We start from the raw sequence: 26,069 nt of genomic DNA on the forward strand, positions 1-26,069 counted from the left end.
AGGGAGATTTCCAATGCAGAACACCGTTTCCGACGATATCCGCCGTTTCTTCGCCGACTCGGGGGTCGACGTCGCCGCGCTGGGCCAGACCGAAGTGGACGTGGTGATCGATCACTTCGACAACTCGAAGAACGCGTCAAGCGGAGGGGCTTTCGGCTGTTTCACCGGCGCTTGCTGTCTCATGGCCTGAGTGCTCCGCGCAGAGGCAGCCGACGCCCTTCGAGATCCAGTCCCGGCCTTCCCATTCCGGGTGGCGTTCGATCATCAGCGCTTCGACCTCGGCGGCGATCGTCTCTTCGGGGAGAGCCGAGTCGCGTCGCTGCCAGGTCTCGTCACGCAGCAGTTCGAGGTATTCGCGGACGTCGGTCAGGACCCGGCGTCCGGAGACGTCGCCATGGCCAGGGACGACGAGGTCCGGCCCGGCGGCGTCCAGCCGCCGCAGCACTTCGATCCACCGCTGTCCCGAGACATCGGTGTCGTACGGCGGGAACCACGGGAAGATCGCGAACTGACCGGTCTCGACCAGGTCTCCGGTGAACAGCACACCCGCGTCGGGGACGGTCACCACCTGGTCGCCCTTGCTGTGGGCGCGTCCGGTGGCCGCCAGCCGCACGATCCGTCCGCCGAGGTCGAGTTCGTGGGCTTCGTCGTAGACGACGTCCGGGGCGACCAGGTCGACGCCTTCCAGGTTCCGCGCGACCGGTGTGCCGAGACCGCGGAACATGTCCAGATAGGCCGGTCCTTTGTGGACCAGATCCGCCGCCTGCGCACTGTTGACGAGGTAGGTCGCGTGGTCCGCGAAGACCTGTGCGCCGAACGCGTGCTCGGGGTGGAAATGCGTCGTGGTCAGGTACAGACGGCGGCCGCGGGCCTGTTCGGCCGCGAAGGTGAGCACCTTTTCGGCGTTGCGCGGCCCCAGTCCCGTGTCGACGACGAGCACCGAGTGCGCACCGCCGATGACGCCGATGTTGGGGACGAGGTCGACGCCGTGATTCGGGATCACCACGAGGTCGCGGGCGATTTCGACGGCTTGGCCCGGCTCGACGGCGGGCTCGTGGGTGAGGGGTTCGAAGGGCATGCTCCGAATGTCCCGCCGATGCCCCTTCGCCGTCCAAGACCGATTCCGCCGGTCCGATACCTGATGGGTATCATCGCCGGTGATGGATCTCCGCCTGCTGCGCTACTTCGTGGCCGTCATCGAAGAGCGGCACTTCGGCCGGGCCGCCGCGCGGCTGCACATGACCCAGCCGCCGCTGAGCCGGGCCATCCAGCGGCTGGAAAGCGATCTGGGAGCCGTGCTGTTGCTTCGCTCCGCCGCCGGCGTCGAACCCACCGCGGCCGGAACCATCCTGTACGCCGAGGCCCGCACCCTGCTGGACCGGGCCGAGCGGGCCCGCGCTCGCGTGACGGCCGCGGCGGGCCCCGCGACGCTCACCGTCGGCACCCTGTCCGACGGCGCGGGGGAGGCGGGCAGCCGGCTGGCCGAGGCGTTCCGCCGTCGTCACCCCGAGGTGTCGATCCGGTTCCGCGAGGCGGATTTCACCGATCCCACCACCGGTCTGCGCGCCGGGCTGGCCGACGTCGCGCTGACGCGGTCGCCGTTCGACGAAACCGGTTTCAGCCTCCGCGTCCTGCGCTCCGACCCGGTCGGGATCATCCTGCGCACCGGCGACCCGCTCGCCGACCGTACTTCGCTGCGGCTGGCCGACGTCGCCGATCGTCCCTGGTTCCAGCTGCCGGACGGGACGGACCCGCTCTGGCGCGCGTACTGGAACGGGGCGGCGCCGGTGGGGGAACGGCTGCCCGGCCCGGTGGTGCGCACGGTCAGCGAATGTGTGCAGGCCGTGCTGTGGAACGGCACCGCGGGCATCGCCCCGCTCGGGCACCCTCTGCCCGACGGACTCACCTGGGTGCCCCTGGCGGACATGCCGCCGAGCCCGCTCGTCGTCGCGTGGGTGACCGGACGGGAGAGCCCGCTGGTCCGCTCGTTCGCCCGGATCGCCGTCGAGAGTCATCGATGAGGGCGGTGTAGAACCGCCGGTGTCGGGGAATCACCCGATCATGCCGGAATCACCCTCTGAACCCGACGACACGACCGTCGACGCCGTCGGAAAGCTGGTCTTCGCCCTCGAAACGGTCGAACAGGCGCGCGGCCATCTGTACGCCTTCCATCACCTCACGGGAACCGCCGATTTCGCGCTCAGCGAGGCTGTCGAAGCGCTCCGGAAGGCCGGGCACCCGGACTGGGCGGAGCGGATCCAGACCGAGCTGATCGGCCTCAACGTACTGCCGGAGCGGTGGACCTTCCAGCTGATCGAGGAGTACGACGATGGCTACTACGCGGCCTTCCGCGACATGACGCGAGACGTCACCGACGACTTGAGCGGTGGGCGGCGGCATCTGTACGAAGAGCGCATCAAACGGCAACGGCGCACCGCGGGAAGGCCGGGACACGAAATGGGAAAGCCCAGTACGTGAGCCACGGATCCCGGCGAGCGCTCACAGTTTTTCCAGCGCGTCGGGTTTGTGCACCGCTTCACCGCCGCTCCTGTCGCTGCGGACCAGGTACTGCGGTTCGTCCTTCGACGCCCGCACCGTACGGCCACCCGCCTCGGTGTCGGAGGTGATCTCCTTCAAGACTTCACCTTCGGCCTGCCCACCATGACTGTTCCAGCGGACCTTGTCTCCTTTGTGGAAGCGTTTCGTCATCGTCATCCCTTCTCGGTGGGTGTCCGTCGTGGACGGTCCGACGCGGGCCAGACATACGGGAGGTCGTCGGGAACGTCGGGAAAGCGCGGCCGGTAGTGCTCCGGATCCTTGCGGACCAGCGCGGACCGGTGGCTGAGATGGAAGTCGGCGTCACCGAGCCAGGGCGGGAGTTCGCCCTCGTCCGCGAGTTCCGCCTGAGTGCGGACTTTCGCCAAGCCGGTCGTCCGGAGCAGATCGGCCCGCAGGGTATCGCGGCAGGTGTCCTGCCTGCCGGTCGCGCACCAGACCTCGCAGACGTCGAAGCCGTACCTGACCAGGGCCTCCTCGTAGCCCGCCCACATCGTCGCGGCCGGATGGTGACGCCACCCGTAGTCCGCCACCGTGAGCGCGCGCAGCACCTGGATGGTCTCCACCCGCTGCTTGCCGAGCCGTCGCGCGTCGAGCACTTCGGCCGTGGCGCGAAAATCGGCGCAAGGGAGGAAAGTCTGCACAATGTCGACTTCCCCGGCGCCCGGGTTTCAAACCGCTCAGAAGATCGACCAGCCGGTCAGGGTGGTGAACCGGTCCAGCGCCGCGACCCCCGCGACGGAGTTGCCGCGCGGGTCCAGGCCTGGGCTCCACACGCAGACCGCGCACCGGCCGGGGACGATCGCGAGGATGCCGCCGCCGACCCCGCTCTTGCCGGGAAGTCCGACACGGTAGGCGAATTCGCCGGCCGCGTCGTAGGTGCCGCAGGTCAGCATCACCGCGTTGATCCGCTTGGCGGCGCTGAGCCCGAGCAGCCTGCTGCCGTCGTTGCGGACGCCGTGACGGGCGAGGAACATCGCCGAACGCGCGACGTCTTCACAGTTCATCGCGATCGAGCACTGGCGCACGTACTGGTCGAGGACGTCGGGGACCGGACGGCGCATGTTCCGGTAGGACGCCATGAAGTACGCGAGCGCGCGGTTGCGGTCGGCGTGCCCGGCCTCCGACGCGGCGACCTCGGCGTCGATACCGATGTCCGCGCGCCCGCTTTCCTCGCGGAGGAACCGGAGCAGGGTTTCCGCCGCGTCACCGTGATGCGCCAGCTCGTCGGTCACCACCAGCGCGCCGGCGTTGATGAACGGATTGCGCGGGATCCCGTCCTCGTTCTCCAGCTGCACCAGCGAGTTGAACGGGTTGCCGGACGGTTCACGGCCCACCCGCGTCCACACGCCGTCGCCGTGGGAGAGCGCGAGCGCCAGGGTGAAGACCTTCGACATGCTCTGGATGGAGAACGGCGTCCGCCAGTCACCGACCCCGTGGACCCGACCGTCCACTTCGGCCACCGCCATCCCGAATCGCCGTGGATCGACCCTGGCCAAAGCGGGGATGTAGTCCGCGACGGAGCCGCGGCCGATCTCCGGGGCGACGTCGTCGGCGATCCGGTCCAGCAGCGCTGCGAGGTCCACGGCGGTAGCGTATGAGGCCGTCCTCGCGCGCGAAGATCGGGGTTCGCGAGTGAACTTGTCAAATCGAAAAGGGAAATACCAGGAAAACCGCCGCGGTGACGTGCCGCACACCTTAAGTCTTCCTTAGCAGTGTTGGTGACCTGCCGCACACGCTCTAGCGTCTGGCAACCATGGATTCCTCGCTGCTCACCGAAAAAGGTGAAAGCTACTCAAAAGCGCTGGGCAACCGCCAAGTGCAGATGATCGCGATCGGCGGCGCGATCGGCGTCGGGCTTTTCCTCGGTGCCGGTGGCAAACTCCACCAGGTCGGGCCGTCGCTGGTCCTTTCGTACGCGCTCTGCGGTATCGCCGCCTACTTCGTGATGCGCGCACTCGGTGAGCTCGTCCTGCACGAGCCGACCTCCGGCAGCTTCGTCACCTACGCCCGCAAGTTCATCGGGCCATGGGCGGGCTTCGTCTCCGGCTGGATGTACTGGGTGAACTGGGCGATGACCGGGATCGCGGAGATCACCGCGGTCGCGATCTACGCGCACAAGTGGCTGCCCGACGTGCCGCAATGGGTGACGGCGCTCATCGCGCTCGGCGTGCTGATCGCGGTGAACCTGCTTTCGGTGAAAGTGTTCGGGGAGCTGGAATTCTGGTTCTCGGTGGTCAAGGTGCTGGCCATCGTGGTCTTCCTCGTCGTCGCCGCCGGGCTGGTGGTCACCGGCGCCGACATCGGCGGCAGCCCCGCGGGCGTGCACAACCTGACCGCCCACAATGGATTCTTCCCGGCCGGTGTCGGCATCGCGCTGATGACCCTGCAGGCGGTCATCTTCGCGTACTCGGCGATCGAGGTCGTCGGCATCGCGGCAGGCGAGACCAAGGACGCCCGCAAGGTGCTGCCGAAGGCGATCAACGGCGTGGTCTGGCGGATCGGCGTGTTCTACGTCGGTTCCGTGCTGCTGCTGGCGATGCTGCTGCCCTGGCCGTTCTACAACGGCGGCGAGAGCCCCTTCGTCACCGTCTTCTCGCGGCTCGGGATCCCCGGCATCGGTGACGTGATGAACGCGGTCGTGCTCACCGCCGCGTTGTCGAGCGTCAACTCCGGGCTCTACTCCACGGGCCGGATCCTGCGCGCGCTGGCGGACAAGGGCGAGGCGCCGAAGTTCGTCGGCAAGATGAGCGGCCGTCACGTGCCCTATGGCGGGATCTTGTTCACCTCGGGCGCGTACCTGCTCGGCGTGGTCCTGAACTACCTGGTGCCCAAGGACGCTTTCGACATCGCGATCGCGATCGCCTCACTCGGGGTGATCACGACCTGGGCGACGCTGATCTTCTGTCAGATGCGGCTGCGTCAGGCGGCGTTGCGCGGGGAGCTGGAACGGCCGTCGTACCGGATGCCGTGGGCGCCCTACAGCGGCTGGGCGACGCTCGGTTTCCTCGCGCTGGTCGTGCTCCTGATGGGCTTCTCCGACGGTGCGGAGAAGATCGCCTTCTATTCGATCCCGGTGCTGGTCGTCGTACTGGCGGTGGGGTGGCGGATCGTCGGGCACCGGCGGCGGCGAGAAGTGCGCTGATCCCGCGTTCGGCCCGCGTTCCGTCCTCTGCTCGCGGTAGTTCGCGCTGCCGACTACCGCGTTGAGAGGACGGAACGCGGGCCGGGGCGGTCACTGGGAGATCGGGAAGTTGAAGCCCGCGGTCCCGCGTCCGGCCGTGTGCGGCCAGCGGGTGGTGACGACCTTGGCCCGGGTGTAGAACCGGACGCCTTCCGGGCCGTGGATCGGGCTGTCGCCGATGAGGGAGTCTTTCCAGCCGCCGAAGGAGTAGTAGGACATCGGCACCGGGATGGGGACGTTCACCCCGATCATCCCCACCTTGACCTCGCGCTGGAACTTCCGCGCCGCCTCGCCGCTTCCGGTGAAGACGGCGGTTCCGTTGCCGTAAGGGTTCGCGTTGATCAGCGCGATCGCGTCGTCCACAGTGGACACACGCACGATCCCGAGCACGGGCCCGAAGATCTCCTCGCGGTAGGCGGCCATCTCCGTGGTCACATGGTCCAAAAGCGACGGTCCGACGAAGAACCCCTCCGCGTGTCCTTCGACCTGGAGCGCCCGGCCGTCGACGACCACGGTCGCGCCCTGTTCCGCGCCGAGGGCGACGGAGTCGATCACCCGCTGCCGCGCGGCCTGGGTGACGACCGGGCCCATGTCGTTGCCGTCGTCGTGGCCGGGACCGACCTTGATCTCGGCCGCCTTGCGTTCGAGGATCTCGACCAGCTCGTCACCCGCCGAACCGACGGCGACGCCGATGGAGATCGCCATGCAGCGCTGTCCGGCGGAACCGAACGCGGCGGCCGTGAGATGGTTCGCGGCGTACTCCAGATCGGCGTCGGGCAGGACGACGGCGTGATTCTTGGCCCCGCCCAGAGCCTGCACACGTTTGCCGGTGGCCGTCGCGCGTTCGTGGACGTACTTCGCGATCGGGGTGGACCCGACGAAGGACACGGCCGAGATGCCAGGGTGGTCGAGGATCGCGTCGACCGTCACCTTGTCCCCGTTGACGACGTTGAACACGCCGTCGGGGAGACCCGCCTCGGCGTACAGCTCGGCGACCAGCCGGGACGCGGACGGGACGCGCTCGCTCGGCTTGAGCACGAACGTGTTGCCGGTCGCGATGGCGATCGGGTGCATCCACAGCGGGACCATGATCGGGAAGTTGAACGGCGTGATCCCGGCGACGACCCCGAGCGGCTGGCGGAAGTCGTGCACGTCCACGTCGCGCGAGACCTGGCTGGAGAAACCGCCTTTCAGCGCGTCGGCGATCCCGCAGGCGTACTCGACGATCTCGCGGCCGCGGACGATCTCGCCGCGCGCGTCGTCGAGCACCTTGCCGTGCTCGGAGGAGATGATCCGGGCGAGGTCGTCCTCGTGCCGCATCAGTAACTCGCGGAAGGCGAACATCACCTTCGTCCGCTGCGACAACGACGAGTCGCCCCATGCCTCGAAGGCCTTGCTCGCGGCCGCGACCGCGGTGTCCACATCGGACGGTTCCGCGAGGAGCACCTCGGCCTGCGGCCGTCCCTGGGCCGGGTCGTACACGAGGGCGGTGCGAGTGGAGCCCGCCGTCGTCGCCGTGCCGTTGATCCAGTGTTCGATGGTCTTCACGCGTTGTCCTCCACAGGTGTTCACAGCAGCCCGACGGCTGTGTCGACGGCCTTGGCGACGTCGCCGTCGTGCGGGTAAAGCAGGGACCGGCCGACCACGAGGCCCTGCACGGTCGGCAGCGCGAGCGCCCGCTGCCAGGCGGCGAACGCCGCGTCGGGATCCTTGACCTCGCCGCCCAGCAGGACGGCGGGCAGCGTCGAGGCGGCCAGGACGCGCTCCATGTCCTCGACCACCGGGAGTTTCAGCCAGGTGTAGGCCGACGAACGGCCTAGGCCGGAGGCGATGGTGATGGAGCGGATCACGGCACCGGGGGAGAGGTCGTTGCGGAGGCGTCCGTCGACCCAGTCGGCGAGGAACGGTTCGATCATCGCGATCAGCTTCCGGTCCGCCAGCTCGTTGATCGCGTGGGCGGTGTTCTCGAGGACGGTGGGTGTCGCCGGGTCGGTCAGGCAGATCCGGGTGAGCGTCTTCCCGCCGTCGAAGCCCATCCGTTCGATCGCTTCGGCGTCGTAGCAGGCGAACCGGTCGTCGACCTCGAAACTCGATCCGGCGAGCCCGGTGCGGTTCATCGAACCGATGACGGTCTTGCCGTCGAGCACGTCGAGGATCAGCAGGTCGTCGATGATGTCCGGGGTCGCCAGCACCCCCGTGACGCCGGGGCGTTCCAGCGCCAGGCAAAGACGGTCCAGCAGTTCGCCGCGGTCGGCCATCGCGAGCGGGTCGGAGCCGACGCCGTTCGCGCCGCGCGCCGGATGGTCCGCGGCGATGATCATCGCGGCACCCTTGTCGTTGAACGGTGACTTCGCGCGGACCCGGGCGGCGGCGGCCGCCGCGATGGCCTCCGGATCGCGGACCCGGGCCGCGACAACTCGCCGTACTGTGTCGGACACTGTTCGTTCCTCCCGGTTCGCGTGGTCTCTCGACCTTCGCAACAGGTCAGCGACTTTGTCAAGACATATGGACATAAGGTCATAACGACCAAAGCGTCTTCGCGGTAGGCTCCGCGCATGAATCCCTGGGTGCCCGGCGAGATCGAGGTGGATCCGAACCGTCCGGAGCCGCTGTACTCCCAGGTCGCCCGGCAGCTCCGAGCCGCGATCGAGGACGGCAGGCTGCCGAACGGCGCCCGGCTGGACACCGAAGTGGAACTGGCCGCGCGGCTCCATCTGTCGCGGCCGACCATCCGGCAGGCGATCCAGTCACTGGTCAACCAGGGGCTGCTCGTCCGCAAACGCGGCGTCGGCACGCAGGTCGTCCGCACCAAGGTCGCCCGGCCGCTGCGGCTGAGCAGCCTCTTCGACGACCTCAGTGAACTCGGCGACAAACCGGAGTCCGTCATCCTGGTCAACCAGGTCGAGCCCGCCGGTGAGGACGCGGCCGAGCGGCTCGAGACACCGGGACTGACCCATGTCCGGCGGCTGAAGCGGGTGCGCTCGACCGACGGCGAACCGCTGGCGATCATGAACAACTACCTGCCGGACGGCATCATCGACCCCGACGACGACGAACTGCGGGACAAGGGGCTCTACCAGCTACTGCGCTCCGCGGGCGTCCGCCTGCACGCCGCCCAGCAGAACGTCGGCGCCAGGGAGGCGACGGAGGAGGACGCGGCGCTGCTGGGAGAGAAGCCGGGAGCGGCACTGCTCACCATGCGGCGCACCACCTACGACGACGCGGGCCGGGTCGTCGAGCACGGATGGCACGTCTACCGCGCCTCGCGCTACTCGTTCAATCTCTCACTGACCAACAACGTCTGATGGCTTCGGCGCGGGATCGCGTTCCAGATCGGTTTCCAGCGCCGCGTACACCGACGGGCGGAACCGGCGCAGCCAGCCGGCGAGCGCGAGCCCGGCCAGCGCGACGACCAGGAGCAGCCACGGCAGCTGCGGGACGATGCCGTTGCTCGACCCGGCTAGCGTCGGGAAGTTGACGATGGCCAGCGTCACGATGACTCCGAGTCCTACCGCGCCCAGTCCGGGCGCGATCAACGTCTTCACGATCCGGCGGTCGCGGGTCCGGCGGAAGTGGACCAGGATCGCCACCGCAGCGAACAGTTGCAGGGTGAGGATGCCGAGGGTGCCGAAGCCGGTCATGCTCGCGGTGAGATCGGCGACCGGGTCGAGTCCGGCGAGCCGGAAACCCAGTGCCACCAACGATCCGAAGATCAGCTGGACGATCGAGGCGTAGCGCGGCGCACCGTTGCGCGGATCGGTCCTGCCCAGCAGCCGCGGCAGCACACCGACCCGGCCCAGCGCGTACAGGTAGCGGGTCGCCGAGTTGTGCAGTGCCAGCAACGCCGCGAACAGGCTGACCACCAGGAGCAGCAGCATCACCTTGGTCAGCGGGCCGCCGAGATACTCCTGGGCGACCGAGAGCACGAGATCCCCGCTCGAAAGATGCGCGACGGCCACGTCCTGCGCCTGTTCGGCGCCGATCGCGCTGACCACGGCCCAGGTGGTGAACGCGGCGAACACGCCGATGAACCCGATGGCGATGTAGGTCGCCCGCGGGATCGTCCGCTTGGGATCCTTGGCCTCCTCGCCGAACAACGCCGTCGCCTCGAATCCGATGAAAGCGTTGGCGGCGAACAACAACGCCAGTCCGCTCGCGCCCTGGAACAGGACGGAAGGACTGAACGCGGCGAAGGAGAAGCCGTGCCGGAACAGCACACTGAAGTCCATGATCAGCAGGATCGACACTTCGAGGATCAGGGAGACACCCAGCACTTTCGCGCTCACCGCGATGCCCCGGCGGCTGAGCAGGAGAACCAGCACGACCGAAAGCGCGCTCCAGAAGAACCAGTCGAGGCGGAGCCCGAGGACGTCGTCGATCGCGGTGGAGGTGAAGAATCCGCTCGTGCCGATCGCGCCGGCGACGAAACAGTTGTAACCGAGCATCGCGACGAAACCGGCGACGAGCCCCGGAGTCCGGCCGAGCCCCTTGACCACGAAGGCGTAGAAGCCTCCCGCGCTGGTGAGCACCTTCGACATCTGCGCGTAGCCGACCGCGAACAGCAACAGGACGACCGTGGCCAGCAGGAAGGCCGCGACCATGCCGCCGCCGTTCCCGACCGCGATGCCGATGGCCGCGATCACGACCATCCCGGTGAGCGGCGCGACCGCGGCGAGCACGAGGAAGACGATGCCGGGCACGCCGAGGACGTTCTTGGCGAGGGACGTGTCGTCTCGGCTCATTCGCTGCTCCTCATCTCCGCTGGAGGAGCCAGTATGGGAGCGGCGGTAGCCGCGGCGGTTGCCTTTGCGTGCGAACCTGTTGTCAGTGACTGTGGCTGCAGAGGGAATGCGAACGTGGCGTTGCCGACCCAGTGTCCGCCGGTTCGTGAAGGCCTCCTTGCCTACCCTGAAGGTAGTAAAGGGCCCTTCGCTACTGGCCGATGTGAGACGGCCGTGACGCCAGGCCGCCAACGGGAGCGAAGCCGGAGTGGGTCGCGACGTGGTGAGATCCAGCGCTCCTTCGATCACCGATCAAGATTCCCGTGCCTCCGGAAAGGACGGCCATCCGTGCGGCCGCTCCAGGATTTCGATGGTTGCCTGGTCGACCAGGAAATATTGCCCGCCGTCCTCGCGCGGATTCGTGTACGCCGCCGTCGCGATCAACCGGTCGAAGTCGGCCATCACCGCGATGGGGTAGCCGCCGTCGAAGATCTCGCCGTGCGCGGCGGTCGCGACGGTCCCGGTTTCGTACCAGGTGACGAAGTACTGCGCCGGTCCGGTTTCGAAGACACGCAGCGTCGTCTCCTTCTGCCGGACACCGGCGAAGTCGCCGGAAACACCCGTCCAGATCATCGTCGTCCGGTCCGCGTAATGCTGCTCCAGTACGTTCCCGGAGCCGTAGTGGAAGTTGGCGCGGAGCCCGACGAGGTCGGTGCTGAGCGGATGGGTCCCGGTCACGGGGAAGAAGCGGACGTCGAGTCGCACGGGCTGAAACCTCCGGATCGCGTGTTTCCGCAGGTTTAACAGCCCGTGGCGGCTCGATCGTTGTCCGGCGAAGCGCTCCTGTTGTCGCTGGACGCGAGGATCAGTCGAACATGCCGGGCTGGTAGTCGCCCGCCGGCGTCCGGGCGATGACGTTGAGCCGGTTGTACGCGTTGATCGTGGCGATCAGCGCGATCAGGGCACCGATCTGCTCGTCGTCGTAGTGCTTGCGCACCTGCGCCCAGGTGTCGTCGCCGACGCCGTGGTGCGCGTCGGCGATCCGGGTGCCCTCCTCGGTGAGCGCCAGCGCGGCGCGCTCGGGCTCGGTGAACACGTTCGCCTCCCGCCAGGCGGCGACCAGGTTGAGCCGCACCGAGGTCTCGCCGGCGTGCGCGGCGTCCTTGCTGTGCATGTCGGTGCAGAAACCGCAGCCGTTGAGCTGGCTGGCGCGCAGCTTCACCAGCTCTTGCGTCGCGTGCGGCAGCGAAGACTCCTCGATGGGTCGGCTCGCGGCGCCGAGACGCTTGACGTACTTGAGGATGACGTCGTTCTCGAACAGGTTGACTCGCGGTTCCATGATCTTTCCTCTCCGTCGGTTCTGCACACATGACGAGCCGGGCGAGCAGGTTGTGACAGCTCCCGAAGTGACGCCGGTCACTGCCGCTGCAAAGTGCTGCCTTGCGCATCTGAACGCGAGAACTGCGTGAAACTGCACTGTTGGCGCATTGACGTTGCACAAAACTGCACCTAACGTGATGGCTACTGCGCACAACTGGTACGGATGGGGAGTTCATGAGCGGGACCTTCATGGCGGCGGAGATCGCGAGCCAGCCCGGCTGCTGGCGGGACGCGGCGGCACTGGCCTCGGCGAACACGGATCTGCTGCCGCCGCCGGGCGCGCGGGTCGCGATCGTCGGCTGCGGTACGTCGTGGTTCATCGGCCAGGCGTACGCCGTCCTTCGCGAGAGCGCCGGGCTCGGCGAAACCGACGCTTTCGCCGCGTCGGAGTTCCCGGTGGGTCGCGGCTACGACCAGGTCGTGGCGCTGACCCGGTCGGGGACGACGACCGAGGTCCACGCCCTGCTGGCGAAGCTGCGGGGCAAGACGCCGACCATCGCGATCACCGGCGTGCCTCGCGAGATCGAAGAAGCCGCGGACACCATCGTCGACCTGTCCGTCGTGGACGAACGTTCGGTCGTGCAGACCCGCTTCGCCACCACGGCGCTGGCGATGCTGCGCGCCCACCTCGGCGAGGACCTGAGCCCGGTCATCGAACAGGCCGAACGCGTATTGGCCGAACCGCTGCCCGACGCGCTGGTCGGCGCCGAGCAGTTCAGCTTCCTCGGTACCGGCTGGTCCGTCGGCATCGCGAACGAGGCCGCGCTGAAGTTCCGCGAGGCCTGTCTACTGTGGACGGAGTCGTACCCGGCGTGGGACTACCGGCACGGCCCGATCAGCATCAGCGAATCCGGCCGCGTCACCTGGATGTTCGGGAAGGCGCCGGACGGGCTGGCCGACGACGTCGCCCGCGCGGGCGGACTGTTCGTCGAAAGCGGCCTGGACCCGCTCGCCGATCTGGTCCGCGCGCAGCGGGTGGCCGGGGCCATCGCCGCCCGCAAGGGTCTCGACCCGGACAACCCCCGCAGCCTCACCCGCTCCGTCGTCCTGACCTGAGGCGACCGTGATCGTCACCGTCACGCCGAACACCGCGCTGGACGTCACGTACACAGTGGACGGTCTGCGGTGCGGTGACGTCCATCGGGTGAGCGACGTGCGGTCCCGGGCGGGCGGCAAGGGCGTCAACGTCGCCCGCGTGCTGCACGCGCTCGGCGCCGACGTCCGCGCGATCCTCACGGCCGGTGGCGCGACCGGGACCGCCGTCGTGGACGACCTCACGGCGGTGGGGGTCGCCGCGGATGTCGTCCCGATCGCCCGCGAAACCCGGCGCACCACCACGGTCCTGGCCGACGACGGTTCGGTCACGCTGCTCAACGAGCCGGGGCCGCGGCTCGACGGTGACGAATGGCAAGCGTTCGCGGCTGCCGTCCGCTCCCGGAACGCGGACGTGCTCGTCTGTTCGGGCAGTCTTCCGCCGGGAGCCGGGGGATACGCCGAACTGCTCGGCGGCACACCGTCCATTCTGGACACTTCCGGCGATGCGCTGCTCGCCGGGCTGGCCGGGCGCCCGTCCGTGGTCAAACCGAACGCCGACGAACTGCGCGAGGTCACCGGTCTGCGCGATCCGGTGGCCGCCGCGGCCGAACTCCGCAAGGCCGGGGCGGGCGCGGTCGTCGTCTCACTCGGCGCCGAGGGCCTCCTGGCGGTCACGCCGTCGGGCAGCTGGCACGCGGCACCGTCCACCGTGCTGCGTGGCAACACCACCGGCGCGGGTGACGCCGTCGTCGCGGCGCTGGCGCTGGGGCTGAGCCGTGCCGAAGCGTGGCCGGACATCCTGCGCCGGGCCGTCGCGTTGTCCGGCGCGGCGGTGCTCGGCCCGCTCGCCGGCGACGTCGACCTCGCGCACTACCACCGTGAACAGGGACTGGTCGCCGTGCGCGCCCGCCCGGAAGCCCATCGAACAGATTCACCAGACACGCCCTAGGAGAACCTCATGCCTCTGGTGGGAACCGGGGAGATCGTCGGGGCCGCCGCGGCGGCCCGGCACGGCTGCGGCGCGTTCAACGCGATCCAGCTCGAACACCTCACCGCGATCGTCGACGGCGCGGCCGCGGCGGAAGCGCCGGTGATCGTGCAGCTCAGCCAGAACGCGGTGAAGTACCACGGCGCGCTGGCACCGGTCGGCGCCGCGGCGCTCGCCGCGGCCAGGGCCGCCGTCACACCGGTCGCGGTCCATCTCGACCACGCCGAATCGGCCGACCTCGTCCGTGAAGCGGTCGCGCTCGGTTTCGGCTCGGTCATGTTCGACGCGTCCAAACTGGACTACACCGACAACGTGCGCGCGACCCGGGAAGTCGCCGCGTACTGCCACGACCACGGAGTGTGGATCGAGGCGGAACTCGGTGAGGTCGGCGGCAAGGACGGCGTGCACGCGCCCGGCGCGCGCACCGATCCGGACGAGGCGGCGGACTTCGTCGCCGCCACCGGAGTGGACGCGCTGGCGGTGGCGGTGGGCAGTTCGCACGCCATGCTCACCCGCGACGCCGCGCTGGATTTCGCGCTGATCGCGCGGCTACGGGAACGGGTACCGGTGCCGTTGGTGCTGCACGGCTCTTCCGGTGTCCCCGATGAGGGTTTGGCCGAAGCGGTGCGGGCCGGGATGACGAAGATCAATATCGCCACCCAGCTCAACAAGGTGTTCACCGTGGCCGCCGTCGGCGACTGGCGCGCGCATCCGGAGCGGGTCGACCCGCGGAAGTACCTCGGTGCCGGGCGCACCGCCGTCGCCGTCGAGGTGCGGCGTCTGCTCGGTGTGCTCAACTTGGGCGTGCTGAACCGGAAAAGGTGACGATTGAGCAGACTTTGCACGATTGACTGTTGACATGTGCGTGAAACCGCACAAAACTGCGCAACAATAAGCAGAACTTGTGTGATCTTCGATCCAGGTGGTGGCGGATGCGGGTAGGCAAGCTCATGGCATTGACGGCAGGGGCGTCGCTTCTGCTCGCGGGATGCGGCGGCGGGGACGCGGGTGGCGGCACCGGCGAGAACGCGCTCCCGGGAGTCGATCAGTTCCTCAACGCCCCCTGTCCGGAGGCGGCGGTGAAACCCGCGACGGACAAGGAGTTCACGTACTGGTCCATGTGGACGGCCGACGAGCCGCAGGGCAAGGTCCTGCAGAAGGCCTTCAAATGCTTCCAGGAGAAGACCGGCGTCAAGGTCGACGTGCAGTGGCTTGGCCGCAAGGCCTACACCCAGAACCTGGTGCCCGCGCTGAACACCGACGCCGTGCCGGACCTGTTCGACCAGGACGTCAGCAAGGTCGGCGCGGCGATCATGACGCCGGGTGGCACGCAGAGCGTCGACGACGTGTTCGGCTTGAAGGTCGGCGAAGGCGACAAGACCGTCAAGGACGTACTTTCGCCCAGCTCATACGACTTCCCGCAGAACAAGGACCGCGAAGGCCACAACTTCATGGTCCCGTACACGATCCAGTCGAGCGCCTGGTGGTTCAACAAGGACACCGCCGGGGACATCCAGCAACCGAAGACGATGGACGAGCTGATCGGCCTGTTCGACAAGGCGAAGGCCGACGGCAAGGCCGCGATCAGCCTCGACGGTGACATCCCGTTCTACAACATGTACTTCTACACCCAGCTCGCCGAGCGGTTCGTCGGCCCGGGCGGGTTGTACAAGGCGGCGACCGACAAGACCGGCCAGACGTGGAAGACCGACCCCGGTTTCCTCAAGGCCGCGACCGAAACCGCGAAGCTGCCGAAGTACTTCATCGACGGCTGGGACGCGGCGAAGTTCCCGCAGGTGCAGCAGCGCTGGGCCGACGGCGACTCCCGCTTCCTCTACGTCGGCAGCTGGGCGCCGAGTGAGACCAGGGAATACCTGGACAAGCAGGGCGCCGGAACGAAGATCAACTACGGTTCCTTCCAGTTCCCGATGCCCGCCGGTGCCACGCACGACACCGTCGAGCAGATGTCGATCGGTTTCTCGGTGACGAAGAAGGCCAAGCACGCCGAGGCGGCCAAGGCGTTCATCGCCTACTTCCTCAACAAGGACCTGCTTTCCGGGATCCCCGCGGTGGCCGACAACCTGGTGCCGCGCGCCGACCTCGCCGTGCCTGACGACCTCAAGCAGGTCAAGGCCGCGATGGACGACCCGAAGAAGGAACATGTGCTGCAGTACGACGGGGTCGACGGCATCGCCGGTGGCAAATGGCAGACCGACGTCTTCGACCCGGCCGACATCGCGTTGCTGAAGGGGCAGCTCACCCCGGAGCAGTTCGTGGACCAGCTCGCCACCAAGGGCGCCGAGTTCTGGAAGAACCAGGGTTGATGGCCACGGTCACGACGCCGACGACACCGCCGGCGCGGGCTCCGGAGCCCGGGGCCCACCTGCGCCGCAAGAAACGGCTGTTCTGGCCGTTCGCCGCGCCGGCGCTGGTGCTGTACCTGGCCTTCCTGGTGCTGCCGACGATCGCGACCGTGGTGCTGAGCTTCACCAGCTGGGCGGGCGCCGGGGACACACCGGAGCCCAACGGTGTCACCAACTACACGCAGATGTGGTCGAGCGACTCCTTCCAGTACGCCTTCCGCAACACGCTGATCTACGTGTTCCTCGGCGGCATCGGCACGTTCGCGCTGGCGTTCCTGTTCACCATGGTGCTGCGGGACATGAAGGGCGGGAAGACCGTCCGCGCCATCCTGTTCTTCCCGAACATCGTGGCGCCGGTGGCGCTCGGCATGTTCCTCGGCTTCGTTTTCAAGTACCAGCCGGGGAAACAGGGGCTCGCGAACTACGTGATGGAGAGCCTCGGCGCGGACGCGACGAAGTTCCTCGCACCGTCCAATGTGACCGGTGTGGTGACGGCGTCGCTGATCTGGGCGAGTTCAGGTTTCTACATCACCATCCTGATGGCCGCGGTCGACCGCATCCCGCCGTATCTCTACGAGGACGCCGAACTGGGCGGCGCGTCGCCGTGGCAGAAGTTCCGCAACATCACCCTGCCGATGACCTGGGACGTCGTCGGCGTCGCCGGGGTGCTGTGGACGATCAACGCGCTCAAGATCTTCGAGCTGGTGTTCGTGCTGGCCGGGCCGGGTACCTACGCCCCGCCGAACGAGGCCTGGACGCTGGGGATCTACGTGTTCGACCGGACCTTCGGCTCGAACGGCACCCCGGACTTCGGTGCCGCCTGTGCCTGTGCGGTGGCGATGATCGCGCTGGTGTCCGTGCTCGTCGTCCTGCTGCGCCGGTTGATGCGCCGTGACGCGATCCAGTTCTGAGGGAGACCGAATGTCCGTCACCGACGTCGAGGTGCCCGCGCGGCCCTCGCCGAAACCGGTGCGCAAGCCACCGCGCAAACCGCGTCCGGCGCCCGGCGCCAAGAAATTCAGCCCGTTGCGGGTCCTGGGGTCCACCATCGTCTGGCTGTTCACCGCGGGGAACATCCTGGTGCTGTACTGGCTGCTCACGGCGTCGTTCAAGACGCCGGTGGAGATCTTCACCAAACCGTTCGCCTTGCCCTACCAATGGTTCCACGTCGGGAAGCCGTTCCGGAACTTCATCTACGCCTGGAACAACGCCGGTTTCGGCGACGCCGTGGTGACCACCGTGGTGCTGGTCGGACTGGCGACGGTCGTGACGGTCGCCGTGTCGGCGCCTTGCGCTTACGCGCTGACCCGGCTGGGCGTCCGCGGCGCCGGACCGATGACCAACGTCGTCGCGATCGGCATGGGCGTGCCGTTCCAGACGGTGATCATCCCGCTGTTCGTGGTGCTCAGCAAAGTGCATCTGGACAACGAGTACGGCCTGTTCGTGCTGTACGTGGCGCTGTCCATCCCGTTCACGGTGTTCCTGATGACCGGTTTCTTCCGGTCCCTGCCGGACGAACTGGAGGAGGCTGCCGCGCTCGACGGCGCGTCGCCGACGCGCACGTTCTTTTCGGTCATGCTGCCCTTGACCCGCGGTGGCATGATCACCGCGCTGACGCTGAACGCCATCGGCCTGTGGAACGAGACGTTGCTGGCGATCGTGTTCCTCAAGGACCAAGCGCATTTCACGCTGTCCCGCGCGCTCTTCACCTTCTACGGGGCCGCGAGCTACCAGTCGGAGTACGGCGGGCTGATCGCCGGGGTGGCGATCGTCGTGCTCCCGATGCTCGTGCTCTATCTCGTGCTCGCCCGCCGGATCATCACCGGCCTGACCCTCGGCGCCGGAAAGTAGGACCTGATGGCCACCGTGACCTTCTCCGACACCACGCGGTTCTACGCCGGGGTGGACCGCCCGGCGGTCGACGGCCTCGACCTCGAGGTCGCCGATGGCGAATTCCTCGTATTGGTCGGGCCTTCCGGCTGTGGCAAGTCGACGACGCTGCGGATGCTCGCCGGGCTGGAAGGCGTCGACGACGGCTCCATCCACATCGGCGACCGTGACGTCACCGAACTGCCGCCGAAGGACCGGGACATCGCGATGGTGTTCCAGAACTACGCGCTCTACCCGCATATGACGGTGGGGGAGAACATCGGCTTCCACCTCAAACTGGCCAAGCTGGGCAAGGCCGAACGCGAACGCAAGGTGCGCGAGGCCGCCGCCGTGCTCGACCTGACCGAATACCTCGACCGCAAACCCGCGAAGCTGTCCGGCGGGCAGCGGCAGCGTGTCGCGATGGGCCGGGCGATCGTGCGCGAGCCGAGTGTGTTCCTCATGGACGAGCCACTGTCCAATCTGGACGCCAAACTCCGGGTGCAGACCCGGACCCAGATCGCCTCCCTGCAGCGGCGGCTCGGCATCACGACGCTCTACGTCACGCACGACCAGGTCGAGGCGATGACCATGGGGGACCGCGTCGCCGTGCTCAAGGACGGGATCCTGCAGCAGTGCGACACGCCGGTCGGGCTCTTCGCGCGGCCGGTCAACGTCTTCGTCGCCGGATTCATCGGCTCGCCCGCGATGAATTTGCTGGAAACCACTGTGGACACCGACGGTGCCGTCGTCGGCGGTACGCGGCTGCCGCTGACCCCGGCGCAGCGGTCGGCGCTGACCGGTCCCGGCATCGTCGTCGGCGTCCGGCCCGAAGGCTGGACGATCGGGGACGGTGGCTACGAGGCCATCGTCGAGGTCGTCGAGGAACTGGGCAGCGATCAGTACCTGTACTGCCGGGACGGCGACCGTGTGCTGACGGTCCGCACCCCGGGGATGGCACCGTGGCAGCGCGGTGCGCCCATCGCGCTGACCCCGCAACCGGGGGCGGTGCACCTGTTCGACGCGGCCACCGGCGACCGGCTCCCGGACGCATGACCCGCTTGTACCGCACCACGCTGGTGCTGCCGTCCGCCGAACTGGGCCCGGAGAACCCGCTGCCGCCGTTGCGGAAACCCGAGGCGGTGGCGAAGGTGTCCAATGTGGACGAACTGCCGCCGGACCTGGCGGAGGGTATCGGTTACGGCCGCTTGGACACCACGCTGCCGTGTCTTCTGCAGGACGGCTACACCCGCGAAAGGACCGAACGCGAGCTTCCGGCGCTGGTGCTGGAGAACGACCGGCTCCGCGCCACGGTGCTGCCGTCGCTGGGCGGGCGGCTGTATTCGCTGGCCCACAAATCGTCCGGCCGTGAACTGCTCTACCGCAATCCGGTGTTCCAGCCCGCGAACCTCGCCCTGCGGGACGCGTGGTTCGCCGGAGGTGTCGAATGGAACCTCGGCAGCACCGGGCACACCACGCTGACCTGCGAGCCGATGTTCGCCGCGGAGGTCGAAGGCCCGGACGGCACCCCGATGCTGCGGCTGTGGGAGTGGGAGCGCACCCGGGATCTGCCGTACCAGCTCGACTTCTGGCTGCCCGACGGCTCGGACCACCTGCTCGTGGCGGTGCGGGTGCGGAATCCGCATCCTTACGACGTCCCGGTGTACTGGTGGTCGAACATCGCGGTCCCGCGGAACGACGGCACACGGGTGATCGCACCCGCGACGCGGGCGTGGCACTACGGCTATTCGGGACGGCTGGATCTGGTCGACGTGGCTGGAGACCTGACCTACCCCTCCCGCGCCGAAGCCGCGGCGGACTACTTCTTCGAGGTGACCGGAACGCCGTGGATCGCGGCCGTCGAGAACGACGGAACGGGACTGGTTCAGCTCTCCACCGGCCGGTTGCGCGGCCGGAAGCTGTTCCTGTGGGGTGAATCCGCCGGTGGGCGGCGCTGGCAGGAATGGCTGGCGCCCGGTGCGGGCGGCTATCTGGAGATCCAAGCCGGTCTCGCGCGCACGCAGCTGGAGCACCTGCGGTTGCCGGCGGGGGAGAGCTGGGACTGGATGGAGGCCTATGGTCCGGTCGCAGCGGATCCCGTGCTGGCGCACGGGGACGACTGGACGGCCGCCCGAGGCGTGATCGCCGCGGCACTGCCGGCGGCCGAGTCCCTTGACGACTACCTCGGCGCTTGGCGGAAAATCGCCGATGTCACCCCGGAGTCCTTCCTGGCCACCGGATCCGGCTGGGGCGCGCTGGAGAACCGGCGGGCGCCGATGTGCCTGCCGGGGACGCCGTTCCCGGACGAATCACTCGGTCCCGACCAGGCGCCGTGGCTCGCGTTGCTCGACGGGACCCCGCCGGACGGGGATCCGCTCGCCGTACCTCCGCCGACGCTGGTGAACCCGTACTGGGCGGATCTCATGGAGTACGCGCCGAAGAACTGGCTGACCTGGTACCACCGCGGCGTCGCGCACTGGGCGGCCGGACGGCATTCGGACGCCGTCCGCGCCTGGCGCGAGTCCGTCGCCGCCGACGAGAACCCTTGGGCACTACGGAATCTCGCGGTCGCCACAGCCGGCCCCGAGGCTGCCTGGCTGTACCGGCGCGCGGTCGCCCTCGTGCCGTCATCGCGCCCTTTGGTCGTCGAGGCCATCGCGGCGCAACTCGCCGCGGGGCTCCCGGACGAAGCGAGCGTGCTGCTGGACGGGCTGCCCGTGGAAGGGCGGATCGCCCTCCTCGCCGCCCGCACCCGGCTCGCCCTCGGCGACATCGCCGGGGCCAAGGCCGTGTACGACACCGGTTTCGAGGTCGCGAACATCAGGGAAGGGGAAACGTCTCTTTCGGACACCTGGGCGGCGGTCTCGGACGAACCGCTGCCGGAGCAGTACGACTTCAGAATGAAGTGACCGGCCGGGCCGCTGTCCGGCGTGCCGCTCGCGGCGGACAACCATGATGCAGCATACTGCTCGAAACAGTGGCCAACAGCGCAACCTCATGCGCGATAGGCCGCAGCGAGCTAGGAGTGGCGCGAATGGCCCGGCACGAACGGCTGAGCACCCTGCTGGACCTGCTGGGGCAGCGGGAAAAGATCGACGTCGAGGACGTGGCCGAGGAACTGAACGTCTCCGCGGCCACGATCCGGCGCGACCTCGACCACCTCGCGGAACAACAGCTGCTCACCCGCACCAGGGGTGGCGCGGTGGCCAACGATCTCGCCTACGATCTGCCGTTGCGGTACAAGACCGCCCGGCATGTGCCCGAGAAGCAGCGGATCAGTGTGGCCGCGGCGGCGCTCGTGGCACAGGGCATGGTGGTGGGCCTCAACGGCGGCACGACCACGGCCGGGGTCGCCCGATCGCTGGCCACGCGGTCCGATCTCGCGGGCCGCGGCGATTCGCCGGGGCTGACGGTGGTCACCAACGCGCTGAACATCGCGCACGAACTCGCCGTGCGGCCCCACGTGAAGATCGTGGTGACCGGCGGTGTGGCGCGTCCGCAGTCGTTCGAATTGAGCGGCCCGCTGGCGACCCGCGTCCTCAGTGAACTGACGATCGACCTGCTGTTCCTCGGGGTGGACGCGTTCGACGCGGACGCAGGAGCCTTCGCGCATCACGAGGGCGAAGCGAGTATCAACCGGCTGATGGTGGAGCGAGCGGAACGCGTCGTCGCGGTCGCCGACGGGTCGAAGCTGGGCCGCCGCGCCTTCGCCCGGATCTGCGCGACCCCGCAGGTGCACGCCCTGGTCACCGATTCCAACGCCGACCCGAAGGTACTGCGGGCTTTCGAAGCGGCAGGCGTCGAGGTTCAAGCCGTCTGACTCGTCCGTCCAAGTACATGAAGGCCCCCTTCCTTGCGCCTAGGTACAGGAAGGGGGCCTTCATGTACCTAGCACCGCTTCGGCGGATGACTTTGCGCGATCCGTGCGCTATACAGAGACCATCTTGCGTATTCATGCGCGAAAGGTGTCTCGAATGAGCAGAGTTGCGCAATCCTTGCGTTGTTTGGCCGCAGTGGTCTTACTCGGGCTTTCCCCGGTCGCCGCCCACGCCGATCCGGCCGCGGCGCCGTCCGGCAAGCTGGGTGAGCTGACCGGGATCTCCGGCGACGGCGCCACGGTCACCTTGAATTCGGGTAGCGCCGCGGTGCGCGTCAGCTTCCCGGCCGAAGGCGCCGTCCGGGTCTGGCTGGCGCCGGACGGCACGTTCACCGATCCGGCCGGAAGCAAGATCGTGCTGCCGCGCACGGGCGACCCGGTCACGCCGAAGAAGACCGACAAGGGGGACTATTGGGCGGTTTCCACGGCCAAGGCGACGTTGCGGGCGTACAAACACCCGATGCGGCTGGCGCTGTACGACGGCGCTGATCGCAAGCGGCTCTGGGCGGAGTCGGCGCCGCTGTCCTGGACCGACAAGCAGACCACGCAGACCCTGGCGCGGACGGCCACCGAGCAGTTCGTCGGCGGTGGTGAGCAGAACGGCCGGTTCAGTCACCGCGACCGGACGATCCGGATCTTCGCCGACTACAACTGGAACGACGGCGGTGCCCCGAATTCGCAGCCGTTCTACGCCTCCACGGCGGGATACGGCGTGCTGCGCAACACCTTCGCGCAGGGCACCTACACCTTCACCGAGCCGGTGCGCACCACCCACGACGAGCGTCGCTTCGACGCGACCTACGTGGTCGGTGATGGCCTCAAAGACGTCATCACCGGTTACACCGATCTGGTCGGGAAGCCTTTCCTGCCACCGCTCTACGGGCTCGAGAACGGTGACGCCGACTGCTACCTGCACAACGCCAACCGCGGCGAACGGCACACGCTGGACGCGGTGAAGGTCGCTGAGGGGTACACCGAACACGGGATGCCCAACGGCTGGATGCTGGTCAACGACGGCTACGGCTGCGGGTACGAAAACCTCCAGCAGACCGGCGAAGGCCTGCGTAAGAACAACATGCAGCTGGGCCTGTGGACCGAGAACGGTGTGCCGAACCAGGTCGAGGAGGTCAAGGCCGGGGTCCGGGTCCGCAAACTCGACGTCGCGTGGGTCGGCCCGGGCTACCAGTTCGCGCTGGACGCCTGCGACACCGCGCACAAGGGCATCGAGGACAACAGCGACGCGCGCGGCTTCGTCTGGACGCCGGTCAGCTGGGCGGGCGCGCAGCGCTGCGGCGTGCTGTGGAGTGGCGACCAGGCCGGTTCCTACGATTACATCAAGTGGCAGATCCCGACCTACGCCGGCGCCACGACGTCGGGGATCGCGTACAACACCGGGGACATCGACGGCATCTTCGGCGGCAGCCCGCAGACCTACGTCCGCGACCTGCAGTGGAAGGCGTTCCTGCCGGTCGCGATGACCATGGACGGCTGGGCCGCGTCGGACAAGCAGCCGTGGCGCTACGGCGAGCCGTACACCTCGATCAACCGCAAGTACCTCCTGCTCAAAGAACGGCTGATGCCTTACACCTACAGCCATTCGGTGGAAGCGCACCAGACCGGCGTCGGCCAGGTCCGGCCGCTGGCACTGGAGTACCCCGACGACCCGAACGTCTGGAGTGAGAAGGCGAAGTACGAGTTCTTGTCCGGCAAGGACTTCCTGGTCGCGCCGGTGTACGAGAACGCCACCGTCCGCGACGGCATCTACCTGCCGAAGGGGACCTGGGTCGACTACTGGAGCGGCAAGACCTACACCGGACCGACCACTGTGGACGGTTACGACGCGCCACTCGACACGCTGCCGCTGTTCGTCCGTGCGGGCGCCGTGGTCCCGATGTGGGCCGAGGGCACGAAGTCTTGGCAGACCCGGGACAAAGGTGTGCTGGATCTCGACGTCTACCCGCAGGGCAAGGGTTCGTTCACGCTCACCGAGGACGACGGTGTCACCCGCGCCTACAAGAACGGCGACCAGTCGAAGCAGACGTTCACCGTCGACGCGCCGACGTCCGGCCTGGGTACGGTGACGGTCGGAATCGGTGCCAGTACGGGTACCTATGCCGGGAAGCCCGCCGCGCGGAACTATCAGCTGACCGTCCACACGGGAAGCAAGCCGGCCACCGTCCTTGCCGGGATGTCGATCCTGCGGCAGTACGGCAGCAAGGCCGAGCTGGACGCGGCCCCGTCGGGCTGGTGGTTCGACCCGGCCGCCGGTGGGGTCGTGCGGGTCAAGACCGGCGTGCTCGGTGCCGGTGCCCGGCAGGACGTCCGGCTGTTCGGCACCAGCGCGGTCGGCGGGATCTTCCCCGAGGACCGCGACGGTTCGGTCGCCCTGTCCGTGCCGGCGGTCGCCGGTCCCGGACAGACCGCGACGGGCACGCTGAGCTTCACCAACGGCACGCCGCTTCCGGTGCGTGACGTCGCGTTCTCCATTCCCGCCAACGGTTTCCGTGTCGAGGTGCCCGCCGGACCACGGCTGGTGATGCCCGGCGCGACCGTGCGGGTGCCGGTGAAGGTCACGCCGGACGCGGGCCTCAAGCCGGACGACTACCAGCTCACCGCGTCCGCGTCGTACAAGGCGAGGCTCGGGGAGAACCGGGTCACCGACTCGGTGACGGTCACCGTTCCGCACAGTTCGCTCGCGGCGGCCTACGGCAACGTCGGTGTCACCGACGCGGCCCACGTCGCGGTGGGTGACCTCGACGGTGGCGGTAGCAGTTTCCGTGCGGAAGGGCTCGCCGAAGCCGGTCTCAAGCCCGGTGCGGGTTTCTCCGCTCTCGGTGCTCAGCTGACCTGGCCGCAAACCGGCACCGGACAGCGGGACAACGTCCTCGCGTCCGGCCAGACGATCGCGGTGCGCGGGACGGGCGCCAAGCTGGTGCTGGCGGGAACCGGCACGGGCACGGCGAAGGGCACCGTCCTCGTCCGCTACGCCGACGGCAGCACGAGCCAGGCCGAACTCGGCTTCCCCAACTGGTGCTGCGCGGATCCCGCTCAGTACGGCGCGACCACGGTGGCGACCGTGATGGGCAAGAACACCCGCGCCGGGGCCGCGTATCCGACCGTGCCGTACCGGGTGTTCGCGAACTCCGTCCCGCTGACCGCGGGGAAGGAGGTCGTCGCGGTGACACTGCCCTCGAACACCGCCATGCACGTGTTCGCCGTCGGCATCTAGGCAGCCGCTGTCCGTGAAGGACTCCTTGAGGGACGCAGAGTCCCTCAAGGAGTCCTTCACGGACTCGTGCCCGCGGCCGAGGCGATGAGGGGCAGCGGCCAGCCGGCATCGCCGGCCCGGCGGGCCAGGACGACGTCCAGTGGGTCGCCGGTGAGCGTGCCGCCTGTCGCGATGCATTCCCGTACAAGGGATCGCGTCTCGTCATCCGCGAAGTCCGGTCCGTGGTCCCGTTCCCACAGCTTGAGTGCGTGCAAGGCCGCGCGTCCCGGCAGATTCGGGACCGTCGCGTACCAGTGGCCGCCCATTCTGCCCGGCGGTGGACCGTCGTCCGGCGGCACCCGCCTGCCGAGCCGCTTTTCCCTCAGGCGCACGGCTTTGTAGCGCGCGACTTCCGCCAGCCAGGCCGCGCGGCTGGCTTCCAACGCCGTCAAAGCACGCAACAGAGCCTTTTCGTGCCGTTGGTAGGGCCCGGCCAAGTCCTCGAGAAAGCTCAACGTCGCCCGGTGCCCGATAGGGTGGTACAAGCTCACGCACGAGCACAATGCCGCGACCCGGCGGCCATGCGCCAGACGCTCGTTCCGCACCCTGCGCGCCCGCTCGCTGAATCCCATCGGCCCAGATTAACGTCGTGCGCGGTGACCTGGGCGGCTTTGCGGTCCACAAAGGAAATCTTGCCCCTGATCAGCACTCACGACCCCGCCCGAACCCACACGTGCAGACCTAAATCGGACACGGAGTTGTCTGACAACCTCTCTTGTGGACAGTCATGGACGCGCCGTGTCTCGACGGGGAAAGCTTGACCGCAACCAGGTAGCGAAGGCCTGGCGGATTCATGCGGTCGTCGCAACATGCTCTATTTAGGACAGT

Annotated in this window: 24 protein-coding genes; 14 read left to right on the plus strand and 10 right to left on the minus strand. The window is 68.3% G+C overall.

The genetic code is table 11. From position 1 onward, the window contains the following. Positions 1–136: 136 nt before the first annotated feature. The gene (locus tag AVL48_RS01165; protein ID WP_061989833.1) at positions 137–1,078 is read right to left on the minus strand and encodes an MBL fold metallo-hydrolase; all 942 of its coding nucleotides are present in this window, start codon (positions 1,076–1,078) and stop codon (positions 137–139) included. A gap of 82 nt (positions 1,079–1,160) precedes the next feature. Here AVL48_RS01165 and AVL48_RS01170 point away from each other — a divergent pair, with 82 nt between their 5' ends. After that, on the plus strand, positions 1,161–2,021 hold the full coding sequence (locus tag AVL48_RS01170; protein WP_061989835.1) for a LysR family transcriptional regulator: 861 nt from the start codon (positions 1,161–1,163) through the stop codon (positions 2,019–2,021). 40 nt (positions 2,022–2,061) lie between these two features. Next, positions 2,062–2,478 (plus strand): hypothetical protein, encoded by a 417-nt coding sequence (locus tag AVL48_RS01175; RefSeq protein WP_061989878.1) that lies wholly within the window; start codon positions 2,062–2,064, stop codon positions 2,476–2,478. A gap of 21 nt (positions 2,479–2,499) precedes the next feature. On the opposite strand, the gene AVL48_RS01180 is transcribed toward AVL48_RS01175, so the two are convergent. The 3 genes from AVL48_RS01180 to AVL48_RS01190 are packed head-to-tail and all read right to left on the minus strand — an operon-like array spanning position 2,500 to position 4,142. Then, a complete protein-coding gene (locus AVL48_RS01180; protein WP_061989880.1) occupies positions 2,500–2,709 on the minus strand; it encodes a hypervirulence associated TUDOR domain-containing protein in 210 nt (69 codons plus the stop codon). 2 nt (positions 2,710–2,711) lie between these two features. Continuing rightward, positions 2,712–3,200, minus strand: a complete 489-nt coding sequence (locus AVL48_RS01185; RefSeq protein ID WP_061989838.1) for an MSMEG_6728 family protein — start codon at positions 3,198–3,200, stop codon at positions 2,712–2,714. Between the two features lie 36 nt (positions 3,201–3,236). Further along, positions 3,237–4,142: a glutaminase gene (locus tag AVL48_RS01190; RefSeq protein ID WP_061989840.1), complete on the minus strand. Its 906-nt coding sequence runs from the start codon at positions 4,140–4,142 to the stop codon at positions 3,237–3,239. Positions 4,143–4,312: 170 nt separating this feature from the next. Here AVL48_RS01190 and AVL48_RS01195 point away from each other — a divergent pair, with 170 nt between their 5' ends. Beyond that, on the plus strand, positions 4,313–5,701 hold the full coding sequence (locus AVL48_RS01195) for an amino acid permease (RefSeq protein ID WP_061989842.1): 1,389 nt from the start codon (positions 4,313–4,315) through the stop codon (positions 5,699–5,701). A 90-nt stretch (positions 5,702–5,791) separates the two neighbouring features. Here the strand turns inward: AVL48_RS01195 and AVL48_RS01200 are convergent, their stop codons facing one another. Both AVL48_RS01200 and AVL48_RS01205 read right to left on the minus strand, forming a co-directional pair. After that, positions 5,792–7,288: a CoA-acylating methylmalonate-semialdehyde dehydrogenase gene (locus tag AVL48_RS01200; protein WP_061989844.1), complete on the minus strand. Its 1,497-nt coding sequence runs from the start codon at positions 7,286–7,288 to the stop codon at positions 5,792–5,794. 20 nt (positions 7,289–7,308) lie between these two features. Further along, positions 7,309–8,178, minus strand: a complete 870-nt coding sequence (locus AVL48_RS01205) for a Cgl0159 family (beta/alpha)8-fold protein (protein ID WP_061989846.1) — start codon at positions 8,176–8,178, stop codon at positions 7,309–7,311. Positions 8,179–8,295: 117 nt separating this feature from the next. On the opposite strand from AVL48_RS01205, the gene AVL48_RS01210 reads away from it, so the two are divergent. Then, entirely contained in the window at positions 8,296–9,045 is a 750-nt protein-coding gene (locus AVL48_RS01210; protein ID WP_061989848.1) for a GntR family transcriptional regulator, read from the plus strand. Here AVL48_RS01210 and AVL48_RS01215 read toward each other — a convergent pair. From AVL48_RS01215 to AVL48_RS01225, 3 genes are all read right to left on the minus strand, one after another. Further along, positions 9,025–10,482: an APC family permease gene (locus AVL48_RS01215; protein ID WP_061989850.1), complete on the minus strand. Its 1,458-nt coding sequence runs from the start codon at positions 10,480–10,482 to the stop codon at positions 9,025–9,027. The two genes, AVL48_RS01210 and AVL48_RS01215, sit on opposite strands and share 21 nt — an antisense overlap. A 291-nt stretch (positions 10,483–10,773) precedes the next feature. Then, positions 10,774–11,226 carry a MoaF C-terminal domain-containing protein gene (locus AVL48_RS01220; RefSeq protein ID WP_061989852.1) on the minus strand — a complete coding sequence of 151 codons (453 nt, stop codon included), beginning with the start codon at positions 11,224–11,226 and terminating at the stop codon, positions 10,774–10,776. 100 nt (positions 11,227–11,326) lie between these two features. Further along, on the minus strand, positions 11,327–11,800 hold the full coding sequence (locus AVL48_RS01225) for a carboxymuconolactone decarboxylase family protein (protein WP_061989854.1): 474 nt from the start codon (positions 11,798–11,800) through the stop codon (positions 11,327–11,329). Between the two features lie 215 nt (positions 11,801–12,015). On the opposite strand from AVL48_RS01225, the gene AVL48_RS01230 reads away from it, so the two are divergent. The 10 genes from AVL48_RS01230 (at position 12,016) to AVL48_RS01275 (ending at position 25,202) form a co-directional block, all read left to right on the plus strand. Beyond that, positions 12,016–12,897, plus strand: a complete 882-nt coding sequence (locus AVL48_RS01230; protein ID WP_061989856.1) for an SIS domain-containing protein — start codon at positions 12,016–12,018, stop codon at positions 12,895–12,897. A gap of 7 nt (positions 12,898–12,904) precedes the next feature. Next, positions 12,905–13,825 carry a 1-phosphofructokinase family hexose kinase gene (locus AVL48_RS01235; protein WP_061989858.1) on the plus strand — a complete coding sequence of 307 codons (921 nt, stop codon included), beginning with the start codon at positions 12,905–12,907 and terminating at the stop codon, positions 13,823–13,825. Between the two features lie 9 nt (positions 13,826–13,834). Next, positions 13,835–14,689 carry a class II fructose-bisphosphate aldolase gene (locus AVL48_RS01240; protein ID WP_061989860.1) on the plus strand — a complete coding sequence of 285 codons (855 nt, stop codon included), beginning with the start codon at positions 13,835–13,837 and terminating at the stop codon, positions 14,687–14,689. Between the two features lie 107 nt (positions 14,690–14,796). Next, a complete protein-coding gene (locus tag AVL48_RS01245) occupies positions 14,797–16,188 on the plus strand; it encodes an ABC transporter substrate-binding protein (protein ID WP_061989862.1) in 1,392 nt (463 codons plus the stop codon). After that, on the plus strand, positions 16,188–17,138 hold the full coding sequence (locus AVL48_RS01250) for a carbohydrate ABC transporter permease (RefSeq protein ID WP_061989864.1): 951 nt from the start codon (positions 16,188–16,190) through the stop codon (positions 17,136–17,138). Before AVL48_RS01245 ends, AVL48_RS01250 begins: the two co-directional genes overlap by 1 nt. 10 nt (positions 17,139–17,148) lie before the next feature. Continuing rightward, positions 17,149–18,078 (plus strand): carbohydrate ABC transporter permease, encoded by a 930-nt coding sequence (locus AVL48_RS01255; RefSeq protein ID WP_061989866.1) that lies wholly within the window; start codon positions 17,149–17,151, stop codon positions 18,076–18,078. Between the two features lie 6 nt (positions 18,079–18,084). Then, positions 18,085–19,152, plus strand: a complete 1,068-nt coding sequence (locus AVL48_RS01260) for an ABC transporter ATP-binding protein (RefSeq protein WP_061989868.1) — start codon at positions 18,085–18,087, stop codon at positions 19,150–19,152. Next, entirely contained in the window at positions 19,149–21,005 is a 1,857-nt protein-coding gene (locus tag AVL48_RS01265; RefSeq protein WP_061989870.1) for a DUF5107 domain-containing protein, read from the plus strand. The genes AVL48_RS01260 and AVL48_RS01265 overlap by 4 nt, the downstream gene beginning before the upstream one ends. A 125-nt stretch (positions 21,006–21,130) precedes the next feature. Beyond that, positions 21,131–21,916, plus strand: coding sequence for a DeoR/GlpR family DNA-binding transcription regulator (locus AVL48_RS01270; protein WP_016335505.1), 786 nt, complete (start codon positions 21,131–21,133; stop codon positions 21,914–21,916). Between the two features lie 154 nt (positions 21,917–22,070). After that, positions 22,071–25,202 carry a TIM-barrel domain-containing protein gene (locus AVL48_RS01275; protein ID WP_244162425.1) on the plus strand — a complete coding sequence of 1,044 codons (3,132 nt, stop codon included), beginning with the start codon at positions 22,071–22,073 and terminating at the stop codon, positions 25,200–25,202. A gap of 56 nt (positions 25,203–25,258) precedes the next feature. On the opposite strand, the gene AVL48_RS38860 is transcribed toward AVL48_RS01275, so the two are convergent. After that, on the minus strand, positions 25,259–25,813 hold the full coding sequence (locus AVL48_RS38860; protein ID WP_244162424.1) for a hypothetical protein: 555 nt from the start codon (positions 25,811–25,813) through the stop codon (positions 25,259–25,261). Positions 25,814–26,069: the final 256 nt, after the last annotated feature.

The organism is Amycolatopsis regifaucium, assembly GCF_001613935.1.
Classification (GTDB): Bacteria; Actinomycetota; Actinomycetes; order Mycobacteriales; family Pseudonocardiaceae; genus Amycolatopsis; species Amycolatopsis regifaucium.

What these genes read in the sequence shown, in the direction of transcription:
- AVL48_RS01165 (WP_061989833.1), bottom strand. Translation starts at nt 1,078, where the DNA reads ATGCCCTTCGAACCCCTCACCCACGAGCCCGCCGTCGAGCCGGGCCAA.
- AVL48_RS01170 (WP_061989835.1), top strand. Translation starts at nt 1,161, where the DNA reads ATGGATCTCCGCCTGCTGCGCTACTTCGTGGCCGTCATCGAAGAGCGG.
- AVL48_RS01175 (WP_061989878.1), top strand. Translation starts at nt 2,062, where the DNA reads ATGCCGGAATCACCCTCTGAACCCGACGACACGACCGTCGACGCCGTC.
- AVL48_RS01180 (WP_061989880.1), bottom strand. Translation starts at nt 2,709, where the DNA reads ATGACGAAACGCTTCCACAAAGGAGACAAGGTCCGCTGGAACAGTCAT.
- AVL48_RS01195 (WP_061989842.1), top strand. Translation starts at nt 4,313, where the DNA reads ATGGATTCCTCGCTGCTCACCGAAAAAGGTGAAAGCTACTCAAAAGCG.
- AVL48_RS01210 (WP_061989848.1), top strand. Translation starts at nt 8,296, where the DNA reads ATGAATCCCTGGGTGCCCGGCGAGATCGAGGTGGATCCGAACCGTCCG.
- AVL48_RS01215 (WP_061989850.1), bottom strand. Translation starts at nt 10,482, where the DNA reads ATGAGCCGAGACGACACGTCCCTCGCCAAGAACGTCCTCGGCGTGCCC.
- AVL48_RS01225 (WP_061989854.1), bottom strand. Translation starts at nt 11,800, where the DNA reads ATGGAACCGCGAGTCAACCTGTTCGAGAACGACGTCATCCTCAAGTAC.
- AVL48_RS01230 (WP_061989856.1), top strand. Translation starts at nt 12,016, where the DNA reads ATGAGCGGGACCTTCATGGCGGCGGAGATCGCGAGCCAGCCCGGCTGC.
- AVL48_RS01240 (WP_061989860.1), top strand. Translation starts at nt 13,835, where the DNA reads ATGCCTCTGGTGGGAACCGGGGAGATCGTCGGGGCCGCCGCGGCGGCC.
- AVL48_RS01245 (WP_061989862.1), top strand. Translation starts at nt 14,797, where the DNA reads ATGCGGGTAGGCAAGCTCATGGCATTGACGGCAGGGGCGTCGCTTCTG.
- AVL48_RS01250 (WP_061989864.1), top strand. Translation starts at nt 16,188, where the DNA reads ATGGCCACGGTCACGACGCCGACGACACCGCCGGCGCGGGCTCCGGAG.
- AVL48_RS01255 (WP_061989866.1), top strand. Translation starts at nt 17,149, where the DNA reads ATGTCCGTCACCGACGTCGAGGTGCCCGCGCGGCCCTCGCCGAAACCG.
- AVL48_RS01260 (WP_061989868.1), top strand. Translation starts at nt 18,085, where the DNA reads ATGGCCACCGTGACCTTCTCCGACACCACGCGGTTCTACGCCGGGGTG.
- AVL48_RS01265 (WP_061989870.1), top strand. Translation starts at nt 19,149, where the DNA reads ATGACCCGCTTGTACCGCACCACGCTGGTGCTGCCGTCCGCCGAACTG.
- AVL48_RS01270 (WP_016335505.1), top strand. Translation starts at nt 21,131, where the DNA reads ATGGCCCGGCACGAACGGCTGAGCACCCTGCTGGACCTGCTGGGGCAG.
- AVL48_RS01275 (WP_244162425.1), top strand. Translation starts at nt 22,071, where the DNA reads ATGAGCAGAGTTGCGCAATCCTTGCGTTGTTTGGCCGCAGTGGTCTTA.
- AVL48_RS38860 (WP_244162424.1), bottom strand. Translation starts at nt 25,813, where the DNA reads ATGGGATTCAGCGAGCGGGCGCGCAGGGTGCGGAACGAGCGTCTGGCG.